A 26413-nucleotide genomic window follows, 5' to 3' on the forward strand; every position below is an offset into this window, starting at 1 on the left:
TAAGGACTTTTTGAATTCATAAATGTTTTATGATCTTAAAGATTTTTAATTAACTCATCAGCAAAGCCTGAACATTTCACTTCAGTTGCACCGTCCATTAGACGAGCAAAGTCATATGTTACTACTTTACTTGCAATTGTTTTATCCATAGAAGCCATGATTAAGTCAGCAGCTTCGTTCCAGCCTAAGTGACGAAGCATAAGCTCACCAGATAGAAGAACAGAAGATGGGTTTACTTTATCAAGTCCAGCATACTTAGGTGCTGTACCGTGTGTTGCTTCAAAGATTGCATGACCAGTATCGTAATTGATGTTTGCTCCAGGAGCAATTCCAATACCGCCAACTTGTGCAGCAAGGGCATCAGAAATGTAATCACCATTTAAGTTCATTGTAGCTACTACGTCGAACTCTTTTGGACGAGTTAAGATTTGTTGTAAGAAGATATCAGCAATTGAATCTTTTACAATGATTTTGCCAGCAGCTTCTGCATCAGCTTGAGCTTTATCTGCAGCGTCTTTACCTTCTGCTTCAACAATCTTGTCATATTGAGCCCAAGTGAATACTTTATCTCCAAATTCACGCTCAGCTACTTCATAACCCCAGTTCTTGAAAGCACCTTCTGTGTACTTCATGATGTTTCCTTTATGAACTAGTGTGACACTCTTACGGCCTTCATCAATTGCATATTGAATAGCCGCACGAACCAGTCGGTCTGTACCTTCTTGTGATACAGGCTTAATACCAATACCAGATGTTTCAGGGAAACGGATCTTGCTAGCTCCCATCTCTTCACGAAGGAATTTAATTAATTTCTTTACTTCATCAGAACCTTCTTGATACTCAATTCCAGCATAGATATCTTCTGAGTTCTCACGGAAGATAACCATGTTCGTATCTTCAGGACGTTTAACAGGGGATGGAACTCCTTCAAAGTAACGTACTGGACGTAGACATACGTACAAATCTAACTCTTGACGTAATGCAACGTTAAGCGAACGAATTCCGCCGCCTACTGGTGTTGTAAGAGGGCCTTTAATTGCGATCATGTACTTGCGAACCGCATCAAGAGTTTCATCCGGTAACCAGCTTCCAGTTTCGTTGAATGCTTTTTCACCAGCTAAAATTTCTTTCCAAACGATTTTCTTTTCGCCATTATAAGCTTTCTCAACTGCAGCATCCATTACACGTGAAGCTGCTGCCCAAATATCAGGACCAATTCCGTCACCTTCGATATAAGGAACAATTGGGTTATTAGGGACATCAAGTACCCCGTTATCTACCTTAATTACATCTCCGTTTGCCATGTTACATTACCTCCCTAGATTGATAAAGCTGTCTTTCTTTTTGACAAGTATGACCTTGTCCGCTTCTTACGTATGTACAAGGAGATAAAAGCTCCTTGTTACGCTGAAATTAGCGCTGTTCAATTGGAATATATGTTTGTTTAGCCGGTCCTACATATTCAGCACGTGGACGGATTAGTCGGTTGTCACTGTATTGCTCTAGAATGTGAGCTAACCAACCTGATGCACGGCTGACAGCGAAGATTGGCGTAAACAAGTCATGTTTGATCCCAAGACTATGGTAAACACTAGCAGAATAAAAATCAACATTTGGAAGCAATCCTTTTTCGCCAGTAACCATATCTTCAATCTTAATTGACATGTCATACCACTTAGATTCGCCTGTAATACCCGTTAAACGTTTAGACATTTCACGTAAGTGTTTCGCACGCGGATCACCGTTTTTATATACTCGGTGCCCAAAGCCCATAATTTTTTCTTTATTATCAAATGCTTTGCGAATGTATGGTTCTACATTTTCAACTTGACCAATTTCCATAAGCATAGACATTACAGCTTCGTTCGCACCGCCGTGAAGAGGACCTTTAAGAGCGCCGATTGCCGCTGTAATTCCAGAATATACATCAGAAAGAGTAGCTACACATACACGTGCAGTAAACGTTGAAGCATTAAGCTCATGGTCAGCATGCAGAACAAGTGCTTTATTAAATGCATTTACTGCAATTTCGTCCGGCTCTTCACCATTTAGCATGTATAAGAAGTTTGCAGCAAACCCTAAATCCTTGCGAGGAGCTACTGGTTCTTTGCCTTCACGCACTCGAGAAAACGCTGTCACAATTGTTGGGATCTGTGCTTGGATCTTAAGCGCCTTTAGTCTGTTCGCTTCTTCTTCCATTACATCTGCACTTTCATCAAATAATGCGAGACTTGAAATAGCCGTACGAAGAGCAGCCATCGGATGAACTTCATTGATTGGATATGACTTCATCTGATCAATGATTGCTTGTGGAATTTCTGCATGATCAGCAAGCTCTTGAGTAAATGAACGTAATTCATCTTCTTTAGGAAGACGTCCATTCCAAAGCAGGTAAATTACCTCTTCAAAACTCGCATTATCTGCTAAATCGTCAATATCATACCCTTGATAGGTTAAGACGCTTTCAATAATTGAACTGACACTTGATGTCGTTGCAACAATTCCTTCTAGACCACGAGTTGTACTCACGTTAATCTCTCCTTTTCCCTAATTATCTTTTTTCATCTTTCGGTAAATGCTTACATTTCCAATTAAAAAAAGAAATGTGCGCTATGTAGGAAGGATGTACACAAGCACCATTATAAACATTTTTTACACTTTTGTGAACGTTTAATTAGTAATTAAATTGAATCATTTTAAAACTACCACTACATTTAGTATTCTGATAGTTTTAATCAGCAGCGGTCTTACCCGCCTAAATTTGAAAAGAATTGTACAACCCTCATCGCTAGATAAGCAATGCCCGCACCGATTAAGGGACCTACTGCGACTCCATTAAATAGGGCAACCGCCAAGATCGTACCAAACACCAATGCCGTTGTAATATGAGGATCATTTTTTAAAAGGTCAATTCCACTTGCTGCAATGAGTGCAACAAGAATGCCTGAGGCTAATGCAATCCACGCATAGGAAGACCGCACCGCTTCACCAAGTTGTTTAAAACCAATGTCACCTGTAACAATCGGCGTTAAAACCGCTATCGTTATAACAGTGACTCCTATATTAATCCCCTTTTGTTGGAAAATTGGAAATAATTTATCGCCAAGTCCTACCCATTTTATAATAAGCAAGAATCCAACAGCAACTAATAGAGATTGGTTTTTAGCAAGAAGGGCAACGGCAAGTAGAATCAGCATAAATAACGTTGCTTGTGAAAACAAGTTTGTACCCAACCTTCCTCCTTAGCAATTCTACTTTATCATATCATAGTTTTGAAAATTCCGCCATGTTTCACGCTTTTGCTACAAGTTGGGAAATATTGCATTGTGAAAAGAAAATAAAAACCACAGCTTATATGCTGTGGTTATCGTCTAGACATAATTATAAAATTCCCATTTTTGATCATTTTATTAAAGATCGAGAGCAGGAAGCCTTTTGCAATCCCGCGAGTTGCTGGTATTAGCAGAAAGAACCCAATTGCATCTGTAATAAATCCCGGGGTTAAGAGAACAACTCCCCCAATGAGGATACAAATACCATCCAGCATTACACTGCTAGGCAGCTGACCTTGACTCGCTTGAAGCTGAGCTACTCGAATCGCTTGAAGCCCTTCTTTTTTGGCAAGCCATGCCCCGAGTACTCCTGTTAAAATGATAAGAGCAATGGTTGGCCAAACACCGATCGTATTGCCAGATAGAATAAGAACGGCAATTTCTAGGGCAGGAACGATAATAATTAGTAATAAGAGGATTCTAAACATCGTTCTCTCCTTTATTTATAAGTCATGCACCCAAAACACATGTGATAAAAAAAGAGAGAAGGAAAATCCCTCTCCCTAAATCTTATTATAATACACTTGCATGTCCTCTGTAAATGTCACCGCGTGCGCCGTCTACTGTAATCTCTTCACCATCTTTGAATAGATCAAGTGCATTAACCACACCAACAATCACAGGTGTGCTTAGACTTAAACCGACTACTGCAGCGTGAGACGTTAGACCGCCTTCTTCTGTAATAACAGCTGCTGCCTTTTCAAAGGCCGGGATCATGTCTTTATCTGTGCTGTAAGTAACAAGAATAGAACCTTCTTTTACCTTTTCATTTGCTTCTTGCGCATTTTGAGCTACGACTACTTTACCTGAAGCTGAACGACGGCCAATCCCTTGACCTTTAGCCACAACTTCTCCAATTACATGTACTTTCATCAAGTTCGTCGTACCGGTTTCGCCTACAGGAACACCCGCTGTAATAACGACAAGGTCTCCTTGACCAATTTGACCAGCTTGTACGGCCGTATTTACCGTTGTATCGAGCATTTCATCTGTTGTTTGAGCTGTTTGCCCCATTAGCGGGAATACACCCCATACAAGGCTTAATGTGCGCATAACACGCTCATTGCTTGTCACCGCAATGATTGGAGACTCTGGACGGTATTTAGCTACGACGCGAGCTGTGTAACCACTCTCTGTAGCTGTGAGTATAGCTGATGCATTCAAATTAAATGCAGCATGAGCTACAGACTGGCTGATTGCACTTGTAATCGAAGGACGCGTTTCTTTTGTATGCTTAGAAAGAATCGCTTGATAGTTTAGTGCTTGTTCTGTACGAGCAGCAATGTTGTTCATTGTCTGCACAGCTTCTACAGGATAATCACCAGCTGCTGTTTCCCCTGAAAGCATAATCGCGTCTGTACCATCAAAAATAGCATTTGCGACATCACTCGCCTCAGCACGAGTCGGACGAGGGTTGCGCTGCATAGAATCAAGCATTTGTGTAGCTGTAATAACAGGTTTTGCTACTGCATTACATTTTTTAATTAATTCTTTTTGTACAAGCGGAACTTCTTCTGCTGGAATTTCCACACCTAAATCTCCGCGAGCAACCATTAATCCATCAGACACTTCAAGGATTTCATCGATATTGTCGACACCTTCTTGATTTTCAATCTTAGGGATAATTTGGATATCAGTTGCTTGATTCTGCTCAAGAAGTTCACGAATTTCAAGCACATCAGATGCACGGCGTACAAATGAAGCGGCAATAAAGTCTACCCCTTGTTCAATACCAAATTTAATATCAGCCGTATCTTTTTCGGTGATACCAGGAAGTTTCACACTTACATTAGGTACGTTGACACCTTTTTTGTTTTTAAGAGTACCGCTGTTTAAAACTTTTGTTTCAATTTCTTTCTCTCTAACTTCTACAACCTCTAATCCAATCAGGCCGTCATCAAGCAAGATTTTTGAACCCGGATGCACATCTTGAACAAGTCCAGGGTATGTAATCGAAATCTTCTCTGTATTACCTACTACTTCTTCCATTGAGACAACAAGGCTTTGACCTGCTTTTAATTCAGCAACGCCGCCTTCTAGTGTCTGTGTGCGAATTTCAGGACCTTTTGTATCAAGTAAGATCGCTACTGTTTTGCCTGTGCGCTTACTCGCTTCACGGATGTTCTCAATTCTCGCACCATGTTCTTCAAAATCACCGTGAGAAAAGTTTAATCTTGCAACGTTCATTCCAGCTTCTATTAATTCAACCAACGTATCAATCTGCTCACTCGCTGGACCAATCGTACATACAATTTTCGTTTTACGCATATTCTGCCTCCTGTAATTGCTGATCTACTATCTAAAATCTATTTTTGGGGTTAAATGGAAAGTTCTTGTGAAAGCTTGTACATGTCAAGATCGACGGAGTGTGGCTGAGCTAGTACTTCATTGATGTCATGATGGACTAACTTATTATTTTGAATTCCTACCGTACGACCAGCTTCTCCTTCAAGTAGAAGATCGACAGCTTTCGCTCCTAAACGGCTAGCAAGCACACGATCTGCCCCTGTTGGAGATCCGCCTCGCTGAATATGACCAAGCACGGTTACACGTGTTTCCATCTGTGTAGCATCACTAATACGTTTACCAAAGTCCATACCGCTGCCTGCACCCTCTGCAACGATAATGATACTGTGCTTCTTGCCGCGCTCTTGTCCACGTTCTAGACGACTGATGATTTGATTCATTTCGTAATCTGCTTCTGGAATAACAATCGTTTCTGCCCCATCAGCAAGCCCTGACCATAAAGCAAGGTCTCCAGCATGACGACCCATTACTTCAATAACATAGGTACGCTCATGCGAAGTCGCCGTATCACGAATTTTATCGATGGCATCAATAACTGTATTCAGCGCAGTATCAAATCCGATCGTATAGTCCGTACCAGGAATATCATTATCAATCGTACCAGGAACACCAATCGTTGGGAAGCCATGTTCTGTCAGTTTTTGAGCACCACGGTAAGAACCGTCGCCGCCGATTACTACAAGCCCTTCAATCCCAAATTTCTTAAGTTGTTCAATTCCTTTTTTCTGTCCTTCAAGAGTTTTAAACTCTTCACAGCGTGCAGTGTAGAGCATAGTTCCGCCGCGATGAATAATATCACCTACTGAACCAAGTTCCATTTTACGAATATCACCAGCAATTAGACCTGCATATCCGTAAGAGATTCCATACACTTCTAAATCATGATAGATTGCTTTACGGACAACCGCACGGATCGCGGCATTCATTCCCGGTGAATCTCCACCACTTGTTAATACTCCAATTCGTTTCATGAATACTCCCTCCATCAAGCGTCAAATTTATATATCTAAAAGAGACCTTAAATTGACAATCCCTTTTTTTACAAGGTGCCAAACCTACATTCTTCGTGCTTTCCACCTATTATCATGCTCTCATTTTAAAAAAATACCACTTAAATCAACTGAACACAATACAGATGCTTCCAAAACAAAAAGTGCTTTCTATTATCCAGAAAGCACTTTACCTTATTCTACGCCAATGGTATCGTTTACAAACGTAAATTGTCCGATTTTTTTGTATTTTTGATAACGTGTATTCACCAGCTCATCTTTTGATAATTTTTCCAAATCTCCTAGTGATTCACGCAGCATCTGATCCATTGCTTCTGCTTGGCTTTTCACATCTCGGTGAGCCCCGCCTTTTGCTTCACGGATAATTCCATCGATGATCCCTAATTCCTTAAGATCAGGTGCTGTAATCTTCATCGTTTCAGCTGCTTTTTGGGCAAGAGTCGCATCTTTCCATAGAAGCGCCGCTGCTCCTTCTGGTGAAATAACAGAGTAAGTAGAATTCTCGAGCATGAAAATACGATCTCCTACTCCAAGTGCCAATGCTCCGCCGCTTCCGCCTTCACCGATGACAATGCAAATCACAGGCACAGTCAAACCAGCCATTTCAAGCAAGTTTCTTGCAATCGCTTCACTTTGGCCTCTTTCCTCTGCTGCCATACCAGGGTATGCACCTTTTGTATCAATAAAGCACACAATTGGACGATTGAACTTTTCTGCTTGTTTCATCAAACGAAGCGCTTTGCGGTAGCCTTCAGGATGAGGCATTCCGAAATTTCGGCGAATATTTTCTTTCGTATCTTTTCCTCTTTGGTGTCCAATGACTGTAACTGGCTTCCCGTGATATTTTGCAATCCCGCCGACAATAGCAGCGTCATCTCCATATAAGCGGTCCCCATGCATTTCCAGGAAATCTGTAAATAAATGCTCAATGTAATCAAGGGTAGTTGGACGGTCGCTATGCCTTGCTATTTGAACACGCTCCCATGGCTGAAGATTGCCGTAAATATCTTTTTCTAATTGTTGAAGTCTTTTCTCAAGCTTCTCGATTTCATCACTTAAATCAATCTCTTTTTCACTTGTAAACGCTTTAAGTTCTGTAATCTTGTCTCTTAATTCAACAATCGGTTTTTCAAAACCTAGTTCACTTGCCATTTTCTACACCTCCTTATGCATGTTGATGAATATCTAATATAGTCGTAAGGACTTTTTTCATTTCTTTACGAGACACAACACGATCAAGCTGTCCATGTTTCAATAGGAATTCAGCAGTTTGGAAATCATCTGGAAGCTCTTGGCGAATCGTTTGTTCAATAATTCTTCTGCCGGCAAACCCAATTAACGCACCTGGTTCAGCAAAATTATAATCACCAAGAGAAGCAAAACTTGCAGATACCCCTCCAGTAGTTGGGTGCGTCATAATTGAAATAAACAAACCGCCATTACGATGTAGCTTTTGAAGGGCCGCACTTGTTTTAGCCATTTGCATTAAACTAAGTACACCTTCCTGCATACGAGCTCCACCTGAGGCTGAGAACAATAAGAAAGGATAGTCTTTTTCAATAGCTGCTTCGATCGCCCTAGTGATCTTCTCACCAACGACAGAACCCATGCTTCCCATCCGAAAACGTGCATCCATTACTGCAATGACTGCAGGAAACCCATTAACGTCTCCCTCGCCAGTAACCACGGCTTCGTTCAGGTTTGTTTTTACTCGGTCCGCTTCAAGTTTTTCTTCATACGTTGGGAAATCAAGCGGATTCTTCCCAATCATATCTTTGTCGTATTCAACAAAGCTGCCTTCATCAAACAAGCTTTCCATTCTCTCATAAGCACTCATACGATGATGATGACCGCATGAAGCACATACATTTAAATTTTTCTTTAACTCTTTTGTATACATGATGGTACGACATGACGGACATTTCGTCATTAAGCCTTCTGGTACTTCTTGCTTTGCACGCTCTGACGGAATCGTTGCATATCGTTTCTTTTTAGTGAATAAATCCTTAAGCATCTCAGCACCTCACTAGCTTCGGAGCCATATTTTTTAGAGCATATGATCACTTGTCCTAAAATAGTACAACCTTATTAACTTAATTAAAAACGACTATTTTCCAGGTGATTGCGCAACGCATCGAGTGCATCTTCTAACCTCTGGTCAACTAACGCTTGATAAATGGCTTCATGTTCACAAATGGAAGCCTCAGGACGTCCTTCTCGTTTGAGAGATTCTCTGATTGCTACTTTGTTATACTCAACCAATGAAACCCAGATGTTAAGCAGCAGCCTGTTCCCGCAAGCTTCTACAATTGTTTTATGAAACAAATAATCTTCATCAACCGGGAAATCACCATGCTCCCATTCTTCCCTAGACTGATCAATTAAAGACCTGAGTTTGCAAAGCGTCTCAGGAGTCATTCTTCCAAATGCTAAACGTGTCGCTTCTAGTTCTACAATTCGCCTAGTTTCAGTTAAATCCTGCTTAGCACTTTCCTCTTTTAATAAAAATGAAAGAATGATGTTAACAAGGCGGTGACTATTTACTGGCTTTAAAAATGTCCCCTCTCCTCTTCTGGTTTCGATCAAATCTAATAATTCTAGTGCCCGAAGAGCCTCACGCACAGAGGAGCGACCGACATTAAGCCGGTCGCTCAACTCGCGCTCTGAGGGGAGACGATCACCTTGTTTTAAATTATCCTCTTCCATAATCTCATTGATTTTATTAATAATCTCAATGTAGATTTTTGGCTGATGGAGTGACATGAGTCAACCTCTCCTCATTTTCAACTACCTTTTTAGTCTTGACCAATTACAGCAAGCTGACGAGTTTTCTCAGCCACTTGTTCAGGGTCAACTTTTAAACGTGCTACGCCTGTTTCCATCGCCGTTTTCGCCACAGCTGCAGCTACAGCTGGAGCTACACGCGGGTCAAATGGAGCTGGAATTACATAATCTGATGACAGGTCTGCTTCTGCTACTAAATCAGCAATAGCATATACCGCTGCTACTTTCATTTCTTCGTTAATATGTGTAGCACGAACATCCAGCGCTCCGCGGAAAATACCTGGGAATGCTAAGACGTTGTTTACTTGGTTAGGGAAGTCAGAACGTCCTGTTCCAATGACTTTTGCACCTGCAGCTTTAGCATTTTCAGGCATAATTTCTGGAACTGGGTTAGCCATTGCAAAAATAACAGGGTCTGCATTCATTGTTTGAATCATCTCTTCAGTTAAAGCACCAGCAACAGATACACCAATAAATACATCTGTTCCTTTAATTACATCTGCAAGACTGCCTTCTAGGCGGTCACGATTAGTAAATTTAGCTACTTCAGCTTTCACATCGTTCATTCCGTGAGAGCGGCCATCAAAAATAGCACCTTTAGAGTCACACATAATAATGTCGCGGACACCCATACGCTGCATCAATTTAATGATGGCAATCCCAGCTGATCCAGCGCCATTTGCAACAACTTTAATCTCAGACATTTTCTTGCCTGTAATCTTTAACGCATTAATTAAACCAGCAAGCGTTACGATTGCTGTCCCATGTTGGTCGTCATGGAAAACAGGGATATTTGCTTCTTTTTTAAGACGTTCTTCAATTTCAAAGCAGCTCGGTGCCGCGATGTCTTCTAAGTTCACGCCGCCAAAAGTCGGCTCCATTAATTTCACTGTCTCAACAATCGTATCGACATCTGTTGAGCGCAGGCAAATAGGGAACGCATCTACGCCTGCGAAAGATTTAAATAGTACTGCTTTACCTTCCATAACAGGAAGTGAAGCTTCAGGACCAATATTTCCAAGTCCAAGCACCGCTGTACCGTTACTTACTACCGCAACCATATTACCTTTCATTGTATATTCATAAACGGATTCAACATCTTCAAAAATCTCTTTACAAGGCTCTGCAACACCTGGTGAGTAAGCAAGGCTTAGATCCCGAGCATTTTTTACAGGCACCTTTGATTTTGATTCTAATTTCCCTTGGTTAGCGCGATGCATATGCAGCGCTTCCTCTCTTGTTGTTGGCACAACAGACACTCTCCTTTTAGTTCGGCAGCAAGACCGTTTTTTTTATTTTTATCACTTGTCCAATTTCATGATCGACAGAACAGAAAATTGGTCTGACCACCAAAATCATTCTTAATTATAAACAAAACTAAATCGATCAACAAGGGGGTAATTACTTGAAAGCCTTTACGAGCCCTTATCTAAGACCGCTTATTCATATGGTTCATTTATCATATCGTGTAAACGGGAGCTGCGTTATTTCAACACAACTTGCTCCCTGCCAAGCAGTTCCATTAAATGATTCATGCACTCTTCGCTCGGCCCCACCTCATAAACAGGCTGCATCTGTATTGTTTGTCTCTCCTTCTCCAAATAGGTGATGACTTTTGTGGCCCCTTCATCGCCTATCAACAGTTTCTTTACATCCGGCAGCTGCGATTGATCTTTTAATTTAAGGTACAGCACCTTCTCTTTACGAGATGCAGCGACAATCGATTGAATAAGTACACTCCTTTTTAGGAGGAATTGAGGCTTGTCACGTGTATGATCAAATGCCCCTTCCATGAAAAGAAGCTCTCCTTCTCTTATCATCGTTTCGTATTCTTTCCACACATCCGGGAAAACAACCACTTCACAATGGCCAGATTCGTCTGCAGCCTCCAAAAAGGCCATTGGATCTCCTTTTTTTGTCGTAATTTTTTTCAAGCTAGACACCATGCCCGCAATTCTCAATCGTTTACGTTCCTGACCTTTTTGGTCTTGAATCATATCTGCGATTAGCACACGCTGATATTTAGCTAACACATCGCTTACTTGCTCTATCGGATGCCCCGATACATAGACACCAAGAGCTTCTTGTTCAAAAGAAAGCTTTTCTTGCAGAGATAAAGGGTCAACGTGTTCATACTGAGGGGTTTCAATATCTAACGTAAACAATCCAGCCATTTCATCTTGAAAAGATAGTACTTTCTCAGCAAAAGAATACGCTTGATCAAGGTTATATAAGAGGGTCGCACGATCTTCCCCCCATTCATCCATGGCCCCAGCTTTGATTAAATTTTCAGTAGCGCGCCGATTAACGATGCGCTGATTAACTCTCACACAGTAATCAAATAAATCTTTATATGGCGCCTCTCTGGCTGTATCAATGATATGCTTTGCCGCCTGCACCCCTACATGACTAACCGGCAGAAGGCCAAAGCGAACAGTGTGTCCATGGTCTTCAAGAGTAAACAACAAACCACTTTTCGAGATACTTGGAGGCATGATGTCAATCTTCCTCTTTTTAGTCTCTTGAAGTAATTCCGTCAGCTTTTCTGGGGTATTCCATACACTCGATAGTAAAGCTGTATAAAAGGCAGTCGGAAAATGGGCTTTCAAATAGGCGAGTTGATAACTGATCATACTGTATGCAACAGCATGACTTCTATTAAACCCATAATTCGCAAATCGTTCAATGAGTTGAAATACTTTATTCGCTATGTCTTCGTTATATCCTTTTTCTTTGGCACCTTTTAGAAAATCTCCACGGCTTTTTTCTAAATCAGCTTTGTTTTTTTTACTAATTGCTCGTCTCAATAAGTCAGCACGGGCTAATGAAAAGCCAGCCATTTTAACGGCAATTTGCATAATTTGTTCTTGATAAACAATGACGCCATATGTTTTTCCAAGGATTGGAGTTAATTCCTCATGTATATCATTAATGGGGGCTTTCTTATGTTTCCCGTTAATATACACTTGAATATAATCCATCGGACCCGGCCGGTAGAGCGCATTAACTGCCACGATATCTTCAAATTCTGTCGGCATAAGCGAGCGCAGGACTCTTCTCATCCCCTGAGACTCTAGCTGAAATACTCCTGTTGTATCACCATTTGCTAAAAGTTCATAGGTTTTCACATCATCCCAAGGAATGGAATGAATATCCACCCTTCTTCCTGATTCCTGTTCTATAATAGAAAGAACTCGCTCTAGCAAAGTTAAATTACGTAATCCGAGAAAATCAAATTTCACTAACCCAATATCCTCTACAATACCCATTGTTGCTTGCGTCAACCGAACGGGTCCTTGCCCTTTTTGTAAAGCGACAAGCTCTGTTAATGGAACAGGACTTATCACGACACCTGCTGCGTGAGTAGACACATGTCTCATCAGACCTTCGATTGATTCTGCAATCGAGAGAAGTTTGTTTGCATCCTCTGAATCATTTCTTATTTGTTGTAATCCTCTCTCTTGTTCCATTGCTTTTTTAATTGTAATTCCAGGTGTTGAAGGGATGAGTTTCGCAACCTTTTCAATTAAAAAAGAGTCACAAGAGAGTGCCTTTCCTGTATCTCTTATCGCAGCCCTGGCTGCCAGCGTACCAAACGTAGCAATTTGCGCCACATGATCCGGGCCGTATTTTTCCTGTACATATTGAATAACCTCATCTCTTCTATGATCTGGGAAATCAATATCAATATCTGGGAGTGAAATTCGTTCTGGATTAAGAAATCGTTCAAATAAGAGATCGTATTTCAGCGGATTTACATCTGTTATATATAACACATAAGCTGTCAAAGACCCTGCAGCAGAACCCCGCCCCGGTCCTGTCATCATGTTTCGTTTTCTTGCATGCTGCATAAAATCTGCAACGATTAAAAAGTAATCATTGAATCCCATTTGGTCAATGACTGCTAATTCTTTTTCAAGCCTTCTTCTTACTTCATCAGTGATGGTGTGGTTGAACCTCTTGTTAGCACCCTCTAAGCATGCTTTTTTCAGCACTTCTTTTGCAGGCTCACTCTTTGTAAAAGGATAGGCAGGTAAATAACGCCGGTCTAAATCGATCGTAATATTGCATTGTTCAACGATTTCTCCTAACCCGCTTAAAGCAGCAGGAACAGGCGAAAATGATTGCTTTAACTCTTCTTTACTCTTTAAATAAAATGACCTTTCAGCGTGTCCCTCGTCCTGAAGGTGAATCGTTTTCCCCTCACGTATCGCTCTAACTGCCGCATAAGCTTCATAATTCTCCTTACTTGTAAATCGAACAGGGTTAGACCCGCATAGTTTCAAGTTATAACGAGAAGCAAATTGGGAAACAGCTTCCCAATGGTGACTTTCTCTATCAGCATTTCCAGCAAGGTCGATATACCAATCCTCTTTTTTAGAACGGGTGATCCAGCGCACACACCATTCTTTTGCTGCTTCTACCTCTCCTGCCTTGATCAATTGATGCATCGGACTGTCATAAGGAATAATAATGAGACAATCATTAATACGCGAACGCAAGTCATCAGGTGCTAATCCAGCACGTAGGTTGTCCTCTGTTTGAAGAAGGGTCGAAATCTTTAATAAGCTCTTATATCCTGTTGTATTTTTAGCTAGCAGTCTTAATGAACCGCTGTGCTCATTGTCTTTAATAGGTATCTCTAAACCTATTACAGGTTTGATCCCCGTTTCCAAGCAGGCTTTATAGAAAGGGACGGCCGCAAACATATTCCCTTTGTCTGTTAATGCAAGCGCAGTGAAACCTGTCTCTTTTGCTTTACTCACCAGCTCCTTAATCCGATTAGTCGAGGAAAGCAAACTGTATTCACTATAAACATTTGTATGAAGCAAGTTCACCGTTTCACCTTCTCTCTTTCTTAACGAACTAAAACTCCTATATAATCTTGTTTCATTTATCTTCTTTATTATAGTACGCATTCGATTTAAGACACCATAGCTTTGCATTTTTATTTAACGATGTCTATTTTCTACTCATCTAGTCAGCCCATTCGCTTTTAGTAATTTAACCAGATCAAGCATAAAACGTATTCCTCATTTATATAGTATATAAAATGGTCAGGACAACCTGATAAAGGATGTGGGAAAGCAATATGGATCGTGACCTTCTCGCAAATTTAATTATTGATTATTTTGTCGCATTTGGTGTCATTGTCGGCGGTGCAATTATAGGTGGAATTGGAGCATTTCTAATCGGCAAGCCGCCTCTGTCGGTTATGTACAATTTAGCTGGCAGCTTAAAGATTTGGGCGATTGTCGCTGCAATTGGGGGAACCTTTGATGTCATAACAAATATTGAGCGCGGCCTGTTTAACGGGACACACGATGATATATATCGAACATTATTTCTTATCTTCGCTGCTCTATGCGGAGCACAGACCGGCACAAAATTAATTCAATGGATTGTTGGTGGTGAGCAATTACCGTTATGAGAATCCCACCTTATTATAAACGACCGGGATGGCAGCGTTTTTTTGCAGGGATCGTGATCGGTGTATTAATTGGATGGGTGTTCTTCCTTTATCAGTATGGCTTAATTTATGAAGAGCTGATGGTTAAATTATCAGAACAAGAAGTAACCATTCAAAGCCAAACGAGAACGATTGAAGAACTGCGAAGTCAGCAGAAAGAGGAAAATGAAGAAAATGCACGTAAGCTAACGGTACAAAAAATTGAAATTCATTTCACCAATACTCAGCGGCTGCGCCTAAACCAATTAACCTTATTTGAATTACAGCAGCAAGCCTTAGAAGAACTGGCTTTTCTTGAGCGAAAGAACATTGCCTCTGTATCTGAAACAAGAGATTTAATGAAAAAAATGCTAGAAAATAAACTATTCGTGGTAGATGAAAATCGTTTTCAACTTGAAATCGAAGAAGTATATTTGACCACTACACTCGAAATCTATGCTAAGATCATCCCGCCTAGGTCATAACTTTAACAGTTTTGAGAACATTTCCGTATTTAACAACTAAATTTCCTTCTTTATTGTATACTGATAGTAATTCAACACGTCACTATTTAAATATGAAGGAGGCTGTTAGTATGGATGTAACTGGTAAAGAAATGGTCCTAGATCGCAAAGCGATGGCTCAGAAAAAGGTCGACAAAATTAAAGCTGGCTTATCAGCATTTGCTGAGACGAAGGAAGTTTCTGAATTAATCCGAAAGCAATTAGCCAAAGAAGGCATTGCCGTTCATGAAGACGTAACAGAAGTGGGTTCATGGTTTATCCCAGGAGATAAGGGAGCAGCAAAATCTTAGTTTCTTTATACTTGATAACTAAAAAAGCGTGGAGTTGAACTCACACGCTTTTTTCATTTTTACATGCTAATACCAGCTTTTGAATTACTTCATCAGTCTCTTCCCAAGAATATGCCGAAGCGCCAGCTGCCATCGGGTGTCCTCCGCCTTGATGCTCTTGTGCAATGGTGTTGATAACCGGCCCTCGTGAGCGGAGTCTTACTCGAATTTTTTCATCGTCCTCTACAAAAAATACCCATGTTCTAAGACCTTCCACATCTGAGAAGCAATTGACTAATTGAGAGGATTCACTCGATGTGACGTCAAATTGTTCCATCACTTCTTTTGTAAGCTTCATTACACCTACCATTCCATCAACGATTTCAAAGTGCTGCAGCACATACCCCTCAAGCCTAGTAATCTTCAGGTCTCGTTTATGAAGCTGGCTGTAAAATTGATTTTGATCAAAGCCTGCTTCAATCAATCGACTCGTTAATTGCATCGTTTGCGGTGTAGTATTGTTATAGCGGAAACGCCCAGTATCACCAACAATACCTGCATACAACAGAAGTGCGGCTTCAGAGTTAAGGTCGAGCCCTCGCTCTTTTGCTGCATCAAGCAGCATTACGATCATTTCACTCGTTGAACTTGCATTTGTGTCGACCCATACGATATCTCCATACGGCTCTTCGTTCGGATGATGATCAATCTTTATAAGTGTAGCGCCATTTTTGTAGCGCTTATCACTTATTCGATCTGTGTTCGCTGTATCACATACAATCACAAGCGCCCCATCATACACATCGTCAAGAATGTCATCCATTTCTCCTAAGAAGCTAAGTGATGGCTCCGTTTCCCCTACAGCATAAACAGTTTTATCAGGATAAGCCTGTGTTAATATTTCTTTCAACCCTAATTGAGAGCCTAATGCATCTGGGTCAGGTCTTTCATGACGATGAATAATAATTGTTCCTGCTTTTTCTACTTCGTCTAGTAACTTATGTATGTAATTCATAGTACTCCTCTTTTCTGGTCATTAAGATTAAAATACAGCTTTCTTTCATCTCGCTCATCAATACACCTTGATTAGACACGTTTATTAGACACGTTCATTATACGCGTTCATTGTTCGTTCACTAGCAATTCACGTTAACTCACGCTACAATAAATATAGCATATAGGGGAGGAAGTTGTAGCATGGATAAAGTGATGACAATTATTATTGTCTTTTCTGCGGTCTTTTTTATTTATAATAAAGTTAAAACATGGAAAACTCCTGAAGGTCTTTTGAAGCGTATTTACCAAACGAAGGCAAACATTTCAATCGGCTTTTTCTTGGTCGCAATCAGTATTAATCTCTTGATCGCTCCACGCAGTACGGTCGATGTGGTAGTAGGGATTGTGTTTCTTATTTTAGGTATAGCTAATGTTGTTTTAGGCTATAAAGCATACCGTCATTATATTCCGCAGCTAGATAATAAATAAATGCAAAAAAGGCCAGTTAACGTTATGTTACCTGGCCTTTTGGTTTATTCAATTAATTGCGCCATCATAAGAGCCTTACCTACTATTTCTCCCTCATGAAACATCTCTACATCAATTTTACCGTGTTTACGGCCGATTTCTAGCACTCTAGGCTGGATTACTATACGGCTTTCAATTTGAACAGGTTTAATGAAATATAACGTAATATTCTCAACAACCAGATCACCTTTTTTATATTTACGCATAATTCGGCTGCCGGCTTCTGTCACTAGAGTCGTCATAACCCCATATGAGATCGTACCAAGCTGATTTGTCATTTGCGGTGTCACTTCACACTCATACGCATAATCAGAATCTATCATCTGCTCTTCTATGCGGCTTGTAACCGTATCTTCAATGGTTTCACCCACATGAGGCTGCCTTTGAATCATCTGCAGCGCTTTTAATACGTCTTGACGGCTGATGACTCCAATTAAGCGGCGCTGGCTATCGATAACTGGCAATAACTCAATGCCTTCCCACACCATTACATGTGCAACTGATGCCACCGATGTCCGTTCATTTACTGTAATGGGATTTTTCGTCATAACCTTCTCGATCGGTGTTTGCTTTGTTGCCCCTAATACGTCTTTTGCAGCAACCATCCCTTGAATACGCATATGTTCATCAATAACAGGATATCTGCTGTGACCTGTTTTCGAATTCAACTCATGCCATTTCTCCACTGCATTTGCTGTTGTCATATAATATGTATCCTGCAGTGGAATGAGAATATCATCGACGAGGATAATCTCTTTTTTGATGAGTTGATCATAGATAGCCCGGTTAATCATCGCAGCCACTGTGAAGGTGTCATAACTTGTTGTGATAATAGGGAGATTTAATTCATCAGCGAGCTGTATAACTTCTTCACTCGTATCAAAGCCGCCTGTTATTAATACAGCTGCGCCTGCTTCAAGGGCAAGCTTGTGACCTTGATAACGATTTCCTACGATTAATAAGTTTCCAGCCTCTACATAACGCATCATCGCATCTAACTTCATAGCCCCAATCACAAAACGGTTAAGGGTTTTATGCAGTCCGTCTTTACCGCCTAAAACTTGTCCATCAACAATATTTACAATTTCAGCATATGTTAACTTTTCAATATTTTCTTTTTTCTTCTTTTCAATACGAATGGTTCCTACACGCTCAATCGTACTTACTAAACTTTGATTTTCAGCTTCTTTAATTGCACGATAAGCTGTCCCCTCGCTTACCTGAAGCGCTTTGGCAATTTGGCGGACTGAAATTTTCTCGCCTACTTCTAAATTTGAAATGTATTCTAAAATTTGCTCATGCTTTGTAGCCATGATAGCCTCCACACATTCATTCTAATCAGCTGTACCAACATGTAATTGGGTAACTGTACTAGTCCTATTATACGGCTGATAGAATACAGTATCAAGGCTATCTTCATTAACCTCTTACTTTGACTTGCTTGCCTCTTGACACAGCTTGGCTCTTTTTCAGCTGAACAGGCTTGCTGAATTGTGATAACAGTCCGTAGATATTTCCGCCGATCACAAGAAAACTAAAGGCTAGCCAGCTCCAAGCAAAAATTCCTGCCATGCCGCTTTCTTGAAAAGGGAGATACCCAAAACTGTAAATTAATAATGTGCTAGCAACTAGTAGACTGATGATAAGTCTCTGCTTCAACAAAGTCCCTCCTCGTTTTTCTTTTACTAGTACATATATGTCCATCGGCATAAAAAAAGACCGAACAAGAGCATTCTCTTGTTCGGTCCTATAATACTTATACGTCCATTGACTCTCCCACTTCTAACACTTTTCCTTTTTTACCTGATAGGTTATCAGCAAACTCGTGTGGGTCCTGTTCAATAACAGGGAATGTATTAAAGTGAATAGGAACGACCTGTTTGGCTTGAAGCCATTCAGCCGCCACACTTGCATCTTCAGGTCCCATTGTGAAATTATCGCCAATTGGTATAAATGCAAGATCAATCATATTGCGTTCTCCGATTAATTTCAAATCTGAGAACAGGGCGGTATCTCCCGCATGATAAATCGTTTTGCCTTCTGCTGATAGTAAAATTCCAGCTGGCATCCCTGTATAAATAATCTCTTGTTTTTCTTCATCTGTATAAGCAGAGCCATGAAAAGCCTGAGTTAATTTAACTGTCCCAAAATCAAAGGTATGCGCTCCGCCAATATGCATCGGGTGTACATTTACCCCTTTCCACCCTAAGTATGTAGCAAGTTCAAAAGGTGCAACGACTAACGCATCATTCCTTTTTGCAAGCTCAACTGTATCACCTACATGGTCATTATGGCCATGAGTCAATAAGATTACATCTACTTCCAGCTTGTCTGCATCCAAGTCCGTTAACTCATTGCCCGAGATAAATGGATCGATAATAATCTTTTTCCCATTTGCTTCAACTTGAACAACTGAATGGCCATGATAACTTACCTTCATTTAATGACACTCCTTAAGAAAATGTTTTCTTTGTTTTCCTTTACCTTTTCAACATTACAATTAAACCATTACACATAAACGTTAAAAATCCTGCCTTACTTTCCGTTTTCTCTGTTTACTTCAAAGAAGTTTTGTTTTTTTACTCCAGCCGTTTCAGTTACATAAGACGCTTCAATCACTGCACTTGAATCAACTGACATGACAACTTCTTTCAATTTTGGATACATAAAGCGGTTGGTTATACAATAGATGAGTAAACGTTCATCCCCTGTATACCCGCCTTGACCGTATAAATACGTAATTTGTACATCTAGTTCCTCTATAAGCTTTGCCCCCACTTCATGCGGGGCATCAGAGATAATCATTACCGATTTCCCTTGATTTAAACCATCAAGAACAAAATCAATTAACTTAGAAACAATATAAAATACAGCTACACTGAACATGGCTTGCTCAAGAGAGAAAACAAATGCTGCTCCTGTTAAAATTACCGCATTTACAGCTAATAAGAAGGTGCTGATAGGTATATGAAACTTCCTTTGAGCCCAGACGGCAATCATTTCTGTTCCGTCTACTGCTCCTCCTGCCTTAACGACGAGTCCTACTCCTAATCCAAGCATAAGCCCTCCATATAAAACAATCAGCACTTCAGACGATGTAATGGCTTGCATCGGAGCTAAAAGAGATAAGGCAATAGAAGTTACAGCGTTTGCATATAACGTGCGAATGATGAAACGCTTACCCATATACTTTCCGCAAAATAATAATGCAGGTATATTCAGTGCGAAATAAATCAGCCAAATAGGCACTCCAAATAAATAGTTACCCATTATAGCAAGAGCTGTGACCCCGCCATCGACAAGACTATTAGGAGCTAATATGAGCTCTAAGCCAGCCGCAACGATGATCGCACCAACTGTCAAGATTAAATAATCAATCAGTTTCTTCATCCACTTCTCCTCTTAACCCTTTCTCCTATTCATTTTACCATACATCCCACTACTAAGAATAATCAGACAAACTACAAAAAAATAAAGCTGCCTGAATGACGGCAGCTTTATTCTTCAGTCCATACCCATGTATAAAGTTTGTTCTCTTCATTCATATATCGAATATCTACCTTACTCACATTTGGATGAATTTGCTTTAATTCACGCACCATCGCATCAATTGCAGCATCTTCTTCTAAATTGATCAGCGAGACGAGACGAGTAACCTTTTGTTTCGCTTCCGCTCCCCTCTCGACATGGTTTCCTTCCTCGTACTCATAATAATCAGGATTATCAAATTCGTATTCATAGGTTACATCCTGCTCTGTAATCGTCACTCTAAAAGAAAGAGGACCCATTACATTTGCCGCTGAACTTGTAGTCGCACTCAAAAATAAGAATAAGAAACCCATGGATAAAATGATCGGGATCAATTTATTATTCAATGATTATCACCTCACTAGTAATGTGTGAAGATCATTGGATGATTATACATATTTTAACGGTAACGGTGTATGACATCTACTCCGCCGGTTACTTCTACGACCGTTCCTGTTACCATATCAGCATCTTCTTCACATAAAAAGAGGACCGTTCTCGCAATATCTTCTCCTGTACCTGAGCGGCCAATCGGCGTGTCTGAATCAGGATGCTCCCTAGCTTCTTTGATCGTCGACTCTTTCATCTCACCAAGAATATTACCCGGGCAGACCATATTAGCTGTGATACCGTATTCTGCTTCTTCTATTGAGATGGTTTTCATTAAAGAGACTAAGCCTACTTTTGCTGCAGCGTATGCCGAACGATAGATCCAACCCGGGGCACTGTTTGCCCCTTGAAATCCATACATCACGATACGTCCGTATTGTTGCTTTCGCATGATTGGAACAACATGTTTTAAAAGATGATAGACGGCGCTTAGGTTACCTTCAATCATCTCATACCATTCTTCTTCGTCATAATCAATCAGTTTTTTTCTCTCAAATACGTAAGGGCCGGCATTATTAATTAATAAATCAATTCTCCCAAATCGACTAAATGCTTCTGCGACAGCCCTCTTACTATCTTCTTTATTTGTCACATCCGCTTGAACGAATTGAAGACGGTTTAAGTCTCCCTTCCACTTTTCTTTCATTTTAAGAACAGCTTCTTCATCACTTCTATATGTAATCGTAACTGAATATCCACTTTTTAATAAACCTTCTGTCACTTGAACACCTAATCCTTTAGTTCCTGCTGTGATTAACGCATGCCTCATTAAGCATTCCCCTCTCAAGTCAAGCTTTATATCATTCGTTACTATTTATTCGCTTATTTAATTTATCAACTGCTATTTGATCATACTATTTATCAAATTCAATGTAAAAAAAGATGATTCTTTATGTAGTTCGTTCGCTGTCTCTATGTATGATTCCTTCTCCAACCGAAAAAAAAGCACGTCTTCTGCCTATAAGCAGAGACGCGCTTTCTCTTGTTACGTTAATTGACCATCCTCAAAATCTTCCTGTTGCTGATCATTCTCACCTGTATTTGCCTTAGGAGTTTCATTTGTGCCAGCATAATAAGCGTTCATCACTTGATCATGGACAGCATTTACCCCTTTTTCATCATACAAAGAATTACTTAGCTTATGCTCTTTCATCGTTCAAGTCACTCTCCTCTCATAAAGATATGTTTAGTATGAGCAACTTAAACGAGTATTATGTTTTTATGCTAGAGTTTCTTCTTTTACCTGTAAGATCTTATCTGCTTTAGTAAGTGCCAGTTTAACCTGCTCAAATCCTGTCCCGCCAGCACTATTTCTTCTAGCTACAACCGTTTTTGGCTGCAGAACCTCAAAGATATCCTCTGAAAATAAATCACTAGCTTGTTTGTATTCTTCAATCGTTAAATCGAGCAAATACACACCTTTTTCAATCGCTGTGAGCACCAGTTTCCCCACTACTTCATGCGCTTCACGGAAAGGCATTCCTTTTGTAGCTAAGTAATCAGCAAGCTCTGTAGCATTTGAAAAATCTTGGTGAACGGCTTTTTCCATCGTTTCATTATTTACTGTCATCGTATCAATCATACCGGCAAAGATATTTAGCGACCCTTTTACTGTTTCAACGGCATCAAACATACCTTCCTTATCTTCTTGCATATCCTTGTTGTATGCCAGAGGAAGTCCCTTTAATACTGTAAGCAAAGAAAAAAGGCTGCCATATACTCGGCCGGTTTTTCCACGAATCAATTCAGCCATATCTGGATTTTTCTTTTGCGGCATAATACTGCTTCCTGTTGCAAAGCTGTCGTCCATCTCAATGAATTGAAATTCTTGTGAAGACCATAAGATTAACTCTTCACAAAGACGTGACAAATGCATCATCAGTGTAGCAGAGGAGCTCAAAAATTCTACAATGAAATCACGATCACTGACGGCATCCAAACTATTTTGATAAATTCCATCAAACCCTAATAATTCAGCTGAATATTCACGGTCGATCGGAAAGGTTGTTCCTGCTAATGCCCCCGCACCTAAAGGAGAAATATTAACACGCTTTAGGCTGTCTTCATAGCGGCTGAAATCACGCTCAAGCATCCAAAAATAGGCCAATAGATGATGAGCAAATGATACAGGCTGGGCACGTTGAAGATGCGTATAACCTGGTATTAATGTTTCTACATGCTGCTTCGCTTGGTTCACAAGAGCTTGTTGTACATTTCTTACGGCACCCATAATCTCATTCGTTTCATTGCGCAAGTATAAGTGCATATCTGTTGCTACTTGGTCATTTCTGCTTCGTCCTGTATGAAGTTTGCCGCCTACTGGTCCAATTTCATCAATTAACAGCTTCTCTAGGTTTAAGTGAATATCTTCATTTTGAACAGAAAACTCTAGTTCACCTGCATCAGCTTTTTTCTGAAGAGTCTTAAGACCTTCTGTAATCTGCTCAACCTCATCTGCAGGCAGAATTCCACATTTGCCTAACATCGCTACATGGGCAAGACTTCCAGTTAGATCTTCTTTTACTAATTTTTGATCAAAGCCGATCGATGCACCGAATGCATCGACCCACTCTTCTGCCGTTTTTGTAAAACGACCTCCCCACAGCTTACTCACAGCTTTACTGCCTCCTTCTGTTTGTTCACAATGCTGTGCACTTTCGTTGGAAGACCCCAAAGTGAGATGAAGCCGACTGCTGCATTATGATCAAATTCATCGTCTGGTGTATAAGTCGCAAGCTTCTCATCATATAAAGAGAAATCAGATTTACGTCCTTCTACAACCGCATGCCCTTTAAACAGCTTCACACGAACAACGCCTGTCACAGACTTTTGTGTCTCTTTTAGGAAGGCTTGAATAGCTGGCTGTAATGGTGAGAACCATAGACCTTCATAAATTAGTTCCGTTAACTTTTTCTCCACTACCGGTTTAAAGTGCGCTACCTCTTTAGGAAGCGTTAAATCTTCTAGCTCTTTATGGGCTTTGATTAACGTCATCGCACCTGGGCACTCATACACTTCACGTGATTTAATTCCTACAAGACGGTTTTCTACATGATCAATACGTCCAACACCATGCTTACCTGCTATGTCATTAAGCTTTAAGATTAACTCATCTAATTGATAAGGTGCTCCATCAATGCTTACAGGAACCCCTTTATCAAATCCAATTTCAATTACATCCGCTGTATCAGGAGCATTTTCAATTGAAGCTGTAAGCTCATATGCCCCTTCAGGAGGTGTTGCCCATGGATCTTCTAAGATGCCACACTCATTACTGCGTCCCCATAGGTTTTGATCAACAGAATATGGATTATCTAAATCAACTGGGATCGGGATATTATGTTTTTTTGCATATTCGATTTCTTCATCACGAGACCATGCCCACTCACGCACCGGCGCTAACACTTCTAAGTTTGGATTCAAAGCTTGAATGGACACTTCAAAACGAACTTGGTCATTCCCTTTTCCTGTACATCCATGCGCAACTGCGGTCGCTCCAGTTTGCTCAGCGATCTCTACAAGCTTTTTAGAGATTAGCGGACGTGATAGAGCAGATACTAATGGATATTTTTGCTCATATAATGCATGTGCTTGCAAGGCAGGAAGTACAAATTCTTCTGCATACTCTTTCTTTGCATCAATTGTATACGATTGACTTGCTCCTACTTTTAATGCTTTCTCTTTTACAAAATCTAAATCTTTCCCTTCACCCACGTCTAAACCAACTGCAATGACATCATACCCTTTATCTGATAACCATTTAATTGCTACTGATGTATCTAGACCACCTGAATATGCTAAAACTACTTTTTTCTTTGTCATTTTACATTCCCTCCAAATGAATATTCATACTTCTGTTATTATTTTTATGCATTTCTTTGTATAAAAGGAGGTGACTTCTATTCATCACCTTTTGTATAAAACCAAACAACTAACTTATTAATATACAAAATACTTTACCAACGATTCTCCATTTTGGCAAGGGGTATTTTTAATTTTTTCTAAATGATATTTAATTGATCGTGACTTTCACTCAGGGATTTCGTTACAATATAAGAGAGGGGTGATGAAATGGACGTTGAATTTGTATACGATGAGCGTTTAAAGATTTCTCTTCCTCGATTTCATACAGCTTGGGATGAACTTGAGGAGATAAGACAAGCTCAAATTCTTCGTATGTGGGAAGAGATTCGCGGTAATATCCCAGAGCGTATTAAAGAATTAGAAGAGCTCATTAACGAAAAGAATGCTGCTTTATCAGAAGAGATGAATTTTGAACATTCTTGTCTTCTTAATACGGAAATAGCAGAATTAGCATCCATTATTAACGATCTCTGGATATGGTTTAGATTAAATCCTTCGCTGTCTAAGGGATGAGCCCTTAACTATAAGCCTCCTAATAAAAAACTCGTCTTGAAGTAGTATATCAAGACGAGTTTTTTCTATGCTTATTGGTTGCGCTCTGATAATAATCGTTTCTGATAAAATTTATGTGATAGTTCAATCACTTGCTGCGATAATCTGTAGTTTATACCAGCGCCAAATGCCATTCCAACAAGCGGCAGCCCTTGAAACACTTTTTTTCTGAGCATTGTAATGACGAAGCTTTTCGCCATCTGACGTATAAACTGTCCCAGCCACTCAGGTTCAACAATTTCCTCTGAACCTGCATAAAAGATATCATCCGTATGGTGCTGATCTAGATCCTGCCACAGCCGCTCCCATTCATGCGCTTGGAATGCTTTAGGCAAAGTTGACAAATGCAGAAGCTTTAAAGCAATAACCATTTCAACAGGACGTTTTAAATCGTACCCATAGATCGTTGCAATCTGTTGAATCGAACGGAGATTAATGGCTATCACTGCTGGAAGGTCAGCTGCTAATAAAAACATCCCGCCCATCCCCGTTAATCCGCCTTGACCAAGCGCGAGAAGACGCTGTTTGGCCATTAATTGATCAGTCATGTAATCGAGCTGCTCCACCGGGAGATATTGAAGGTCTTCAATGGAATCAACCGTAGGAGCAAACACTTTAGCATATTGCAGGATTCGCTTTCTTGTCTCCTCATGAGATCTTGTGTTTTGCAGATAAGCATGCAGATGAATAAAGACGTGATCAATCTGCAAAAGGACTTTCTGTCTTCTATGATCACCTAATTGTTCAAATAATTTATCTGTCCACTTTAGATAGGTGTATTCTACATCAGTGGCTTCATGCGAAAAATATGTATCTTCCCATTCAATAATTGCTTGGTATCTCTTTTGATCTCTTTCTTCCTGTCTCATTCGCTCACCTT

27 protein-coding genes are annotated in these 26413 nt (G+C 40.2%); 5 read left to right on the forward strand and 22 right to left on the reverse strand.

All coding sequences use genetic code 11. From position 1 onward, the window contains the following. Window positions 1-35: 35 nt before the first annotated feature. The 11 genes from icd to dnaE form a co-directional block, all read right to left on the reverse strand. Window positions 36-1304, reverse strand: a complete 1269-nt coding sequence (gene icd, locus BPOF4_RS14865) for an NADP-dependent isocitrate dehydrogenase (RefSeq protein WP_012960015.1) — start codon at window positions 1302-1304, stop codon at window positions 36-38. A gap of 109 nt (window positions 1305-1413) precedes the next feature. Further along, on the reverse strand, window positions 1414-2529 hold the full coding sequence (gene citZ, locus BPOF4_RS14870) for a citrate synthase (protein ID WP_012960016.1): 1116 nt from the start codon (window positions 2527-2529) through the stop codon (window positions 1414-1416). A 218-nt stretch (window positions 2530-2747) separates the two neighbouring features. Beyond that, window positions 2748-3221 (reverse strand): DUF441 domain-containing protein, encoded by a 474-nt coding sequence (locus BPOF4_RS14875; protein ID WP_012960017.1) that lies wholly within the window; start codon window positions 3219-3221, stop codon window positions 2748-2750. Window positions 3222-3364: 143 nt separating this feature from the next. Further along, on the reverse strand, window positions 3365-3760 hold the full coding sequence (locus BPOF4_RS14880; protein WP_012960018.1) for an FxsA family protein: 396 nt from the start codon (window positions 3758-3760) through the stop codon (window positions 3365-3367). Between the two features lie 85 nt (window positions 3761-3845). Then, window positions 3846-5600, reverse strand: a complete 1755-nt coding sequence (pyk, locus tag BPOF4_RS14885; RefSeq protein WP_012960019.1) for a pyruvate kinase — start codon at window positions 5598-5600, stop codon at window positions 3846-3848. A gap of 50 nt (window positions 5601-5650) precedes the next feature. Continuing rightward, window positions 5651-6610, reverse strand: a complete 960-nt coding sequence (gene pfkA / locus BPOF4_RS14890) for a 6-phosphofructokinase (RefSeq protein ID WP_012960020.1) — start codon at window positions 6608-6610, stop codon at window positions 5651-5653. Window positions 6611-6823: 213 nt separating this feature from the next. Then, complete coding sequence (gene accA, locus BPOF4_RS14895) at window positions 6824-7801, reverse strand: acetyl-CoA carboxylase carboxyl transferase subunit alpha (RefSeq protein WP_012960021.1); 978 nt, start codon at window positions 7799-7801, stop codon at window positions 6824-6826. 13 nt (window positions 7802-7814) lie between these two features. Further along, window positions 7815-8663: an acetyl-CoA carboxylase, carboxyltransferase subunit beta gene (gene accD, locus BPOF4_RS14900; protein WP_012960022.1), complete on the reverse strand. Its 849-nt coding sequence runs from the start codon at window positions 8661-8663 to the stop codon at window positions 7815-7817. Window positions 8664-8746: 83 nt separating this feature from the next. Next, window positions 8747-9412 (reverse strand): FadR/GntR family transcriptional regulator, encoded by a 666-nt coding sequence (locus BPOF4_RS14905; protein WP_012960023.1) that lies wholly within the window; start codon window positions 9410-9412, stop codon window positions 8747-8749. A 32-nt stretch (window positions 9413-9444) separates the two neighbouring features. Further along, window positions 9445-10683: an NADP-dependent malic enzyme gene (gene ystJ, locus BPOF4_RS14910; protein WP_012960024.1), complete on the reverse strand. Its 1239-nt coding sequence runs from the start codon at window positions 10681-10683 to the stop codon at window positions 9445-9447. 234 nt (window positions 10684-10917) lie between these two features. Beyond that, a complete protein-coding gene (gene dnaE / locus BPOF4_RS14915) occupies window positions 10918-14271 on the reverse strand; it encodes a DNA polymerase III subunit alpha (protein WP_012960025.1) in 3354 nt (1117 codons plus the stop codon). Window positions 14272-14525: 254 nt separating this feature from the next. Here dnaE and ytrH point away from each other — a divergent pair, with 254 nt between their 5' ends. The 3 genes from ytrH to BPOF4_RS14930 all read left to right on the forward strand — a co-directional run bounded on the left by ytrH (window position 14526) and on the right by BPOF4_RS14930 (window position 15696). After that, window positions 14526-14864, forward strand: a complete 339-nt coding sequence (gene ytrH / locus BPOF4_RS14920; RefSeq protein WP_012960026.1) for a sporulation membrane protein YtrH — start codon at window positions 14526-14528, stop codon at window positions 14862-14864. After that, window positions 14861-15367: a sporulation membrane protein YtrI gene (ytrI, locus tag BPOF4_RS14925; protein WP_012960027.1), complete on the forward strand. Its 507-nt coding sequence runs from the start codon at window positions 14861-14863 to the stop codon at window positions 15365-15367. Before ytrH ends, ytrI begins: the two co-directional genes overlap by 4 nt. A 110-nt stretch (window positions 15368-15477) precedes the next feature. Further along, on the forward strand, window positions 15478-15696 hold the full coding sequence (locus BPOF4_RS14930) for a YtzJ family protein (RefSeq protein ID WP_012960028.1): 219 nt from the start codon (window positions 15478-15480) through the stop codon (window positions 15694-15696). A gap of 40 nt (window positions 15697-15736) precedes the next feature. On the opposite strand, the gene BPOF4_RS14935 is transcribed toward BPOF4_RS14930, so the two are convergent. Then, window positions 15737-16690, reverse strand: a complete 954-nt coding sequence (locus tag BPOF4_RS14935; RefSeq protein WP_012960029.1) for a DHH family phosphoesterase — start codon at window positions 16688-16690, stop codon at window positions 15737-15739. A gap of 182 nt (window positions 16691-16872) precedes the next feature. Between BPOF4_RS14935 and BPOF4_RS14940 the strand changes: the two genes are divergently transcribed. Then, window positions 16873-17160 carry a YtpI family protein gene (locus tag BPOF4_RS14940; RefSeq protein WP_012960030.1) on the forward strand — a complete coding sequence of 96 codons (288 nt, stop codon included), beginning with the start codon at window positions 16873-16875 and terminating at the stop codon, window positions 17158-17160. 44 nt (window positions 17161-17204) lie between these two features. On the opposite strand, the gene BPOF4_RS14945 is transcribed toward BPOF4_RS14940, so the two are convergent. The 9 genes from BPOF4_RS14945 to BPOF4_RS14980 all read right to left on the reverse strand — a co-directional run bounded on the left by BPOF4_RS14945 (window position 17205) and on the right by BPOF4_RS14980 (window position 24939). After that, the gene (locus BPOF4_RS14945; RefSeq protein ID WP_012960031.1) at window positions 17205-18512 is read right to left on the reverse strand and encodes a CBS domain-containing protein; all 1308 of its coding nucleotides are present in this window, start codon (window positions 18510-18512) and stop codon (window positions 17205-17207) included. Window positions 18513-18618: 106 nt separating this feature from the next. After that, the gene (locus BPOF4_RS14950; RefSeq protein ID WP_012960032.1) at window positions 18619-18858 is read right to left on the reverse strand and encodes a hypothetical protein; all 240 of its coding nucleotides are present in this window, start codon (window positions 18856-18858) and stop codon (window positions 18619-18621) included. Between the two features lie 97 nt (window positions 18859-18955). After that, window positions 18956-19639 (reverse strand): metal-dependent hydrolase, encoded by a 684-nt coding sequence (locus tag BPOF4_RS14955; protein ID WP_012960033.1) that lies wholly within the window; start codon window positions 19637-19639, stop codon window positions 18956-18958. A gap of 95 nt (window positions 19640-19734) precedes the next feature. After that, window positions 19735-20589, reverse strand: a complete 855-nt coding sequence (locus BPOF4_RS14960; RefSeq protein WP_012960034.1) for a YitT family protein — start codon at window positions 20587-20589, stop codon at window positions 19735-19737. A gap of 107 nt (window positions 20590-20696) precedes the next feature. Next, window positions 20697-21074 (reverse strand): hypothetical protein, encoded by a 378-nt coding sequence (locus tag BPOF4_RS14965; protein WP_012960035.1) that lies wholly within the window; start codon window positions 21072-21074, stop codon window positions 20697-20699. Between the two features lie 53 nt (window positions 21075-21127). Continuing rightward, window positions 21128-21886 carry an SDR family oxidoreductase gene (locus BPOF4_RS14970; RefSeq protein ID WP_012960036.1) on the reverse strand — a complete coding sequence of 253 codons (759 nt, stop codon included), beginning with the start codon at window positions 21884-21886 and terminating at the stop codon, window positions 21128-21130. 216 nt (window positions 21887-22102) lie between these two features. Beyond that, window positions 22103-22270, reverse strand: coding sequence for a hypothetical protein (locus BPOF4_RS22270; protein WP_012960037.1), 168 nt, complete (start codon window positions 22268-22270; stop codon window positions 22103-22105). 66 nt (window positions 22271-22336) lie between these two features. Further along, window positions 22337-23731: an argininosuccinate lyase gene (argH, locus tag BPOF4_RS14975; protein ID WP_012960038.1), complete on the reverse strand. Its 1395-nt coding sequence runs from the start codon at window positions 23729-23731 to the stop codon at window positions 22337-22339. Then, window positions 23728-24939, reverse strand: coding sequence for an argininosuccinate synthase (locus BPOF4_RS14980; RefSeq protein WP_012960039.1), 1212 nt, complete (start codon window positions 24937-24939; stop codon window positions 23728-23730). Before BPOF4_RS14980 ends, argH begins: the two co-directional genes overlap by 4 nt. Before the next feature lie 249 nt (window positions 24940-25188). Between BPOF4_RS14980 and BPOF4_RS14985 the strand changes: the two genes are divergently transcribed. Next, the gene (locus tag BPOF4_RS14985) at window positions 25189-25494 is read left to right on the forward strand and encodes a hypothetical protein (RefSeq protein WP_012960040.1); all 306 of its coding nucleotides are present in this window, start codon (window positions 25189-25191) and stop codon (window positions 25492-25494) included. Window positions 25495-25565: 71 nt separating this feature from the next. Here the strand turns inward: BPOF4_RS14985 and BPOF4_RS14990 are convergent, their stop codons facing one another. Continuing rightward, complete coding sequence (locus tag BPOF4_RS14990) at window positions 25566-26402, reverse strand: EcsC family protein (RefSeq protein WP_012960041.1); 837 nt, start codon at window positions 26400-26402, stop codon at window positions 25566-25568. Window positions 26403-26413 lie beyond the last annotated feature (11 nt).

It is taken from the genome of Alkalihalophilus pseudofirmus OF4 (genome assembly GCF_000005825.2).
Lineage (GTDB): Bacteria > Bacillota > Bacilli > Bacillales > Bacillaceae_D > Alkalihalophilus > Alkalihalophilus pseudofirmus.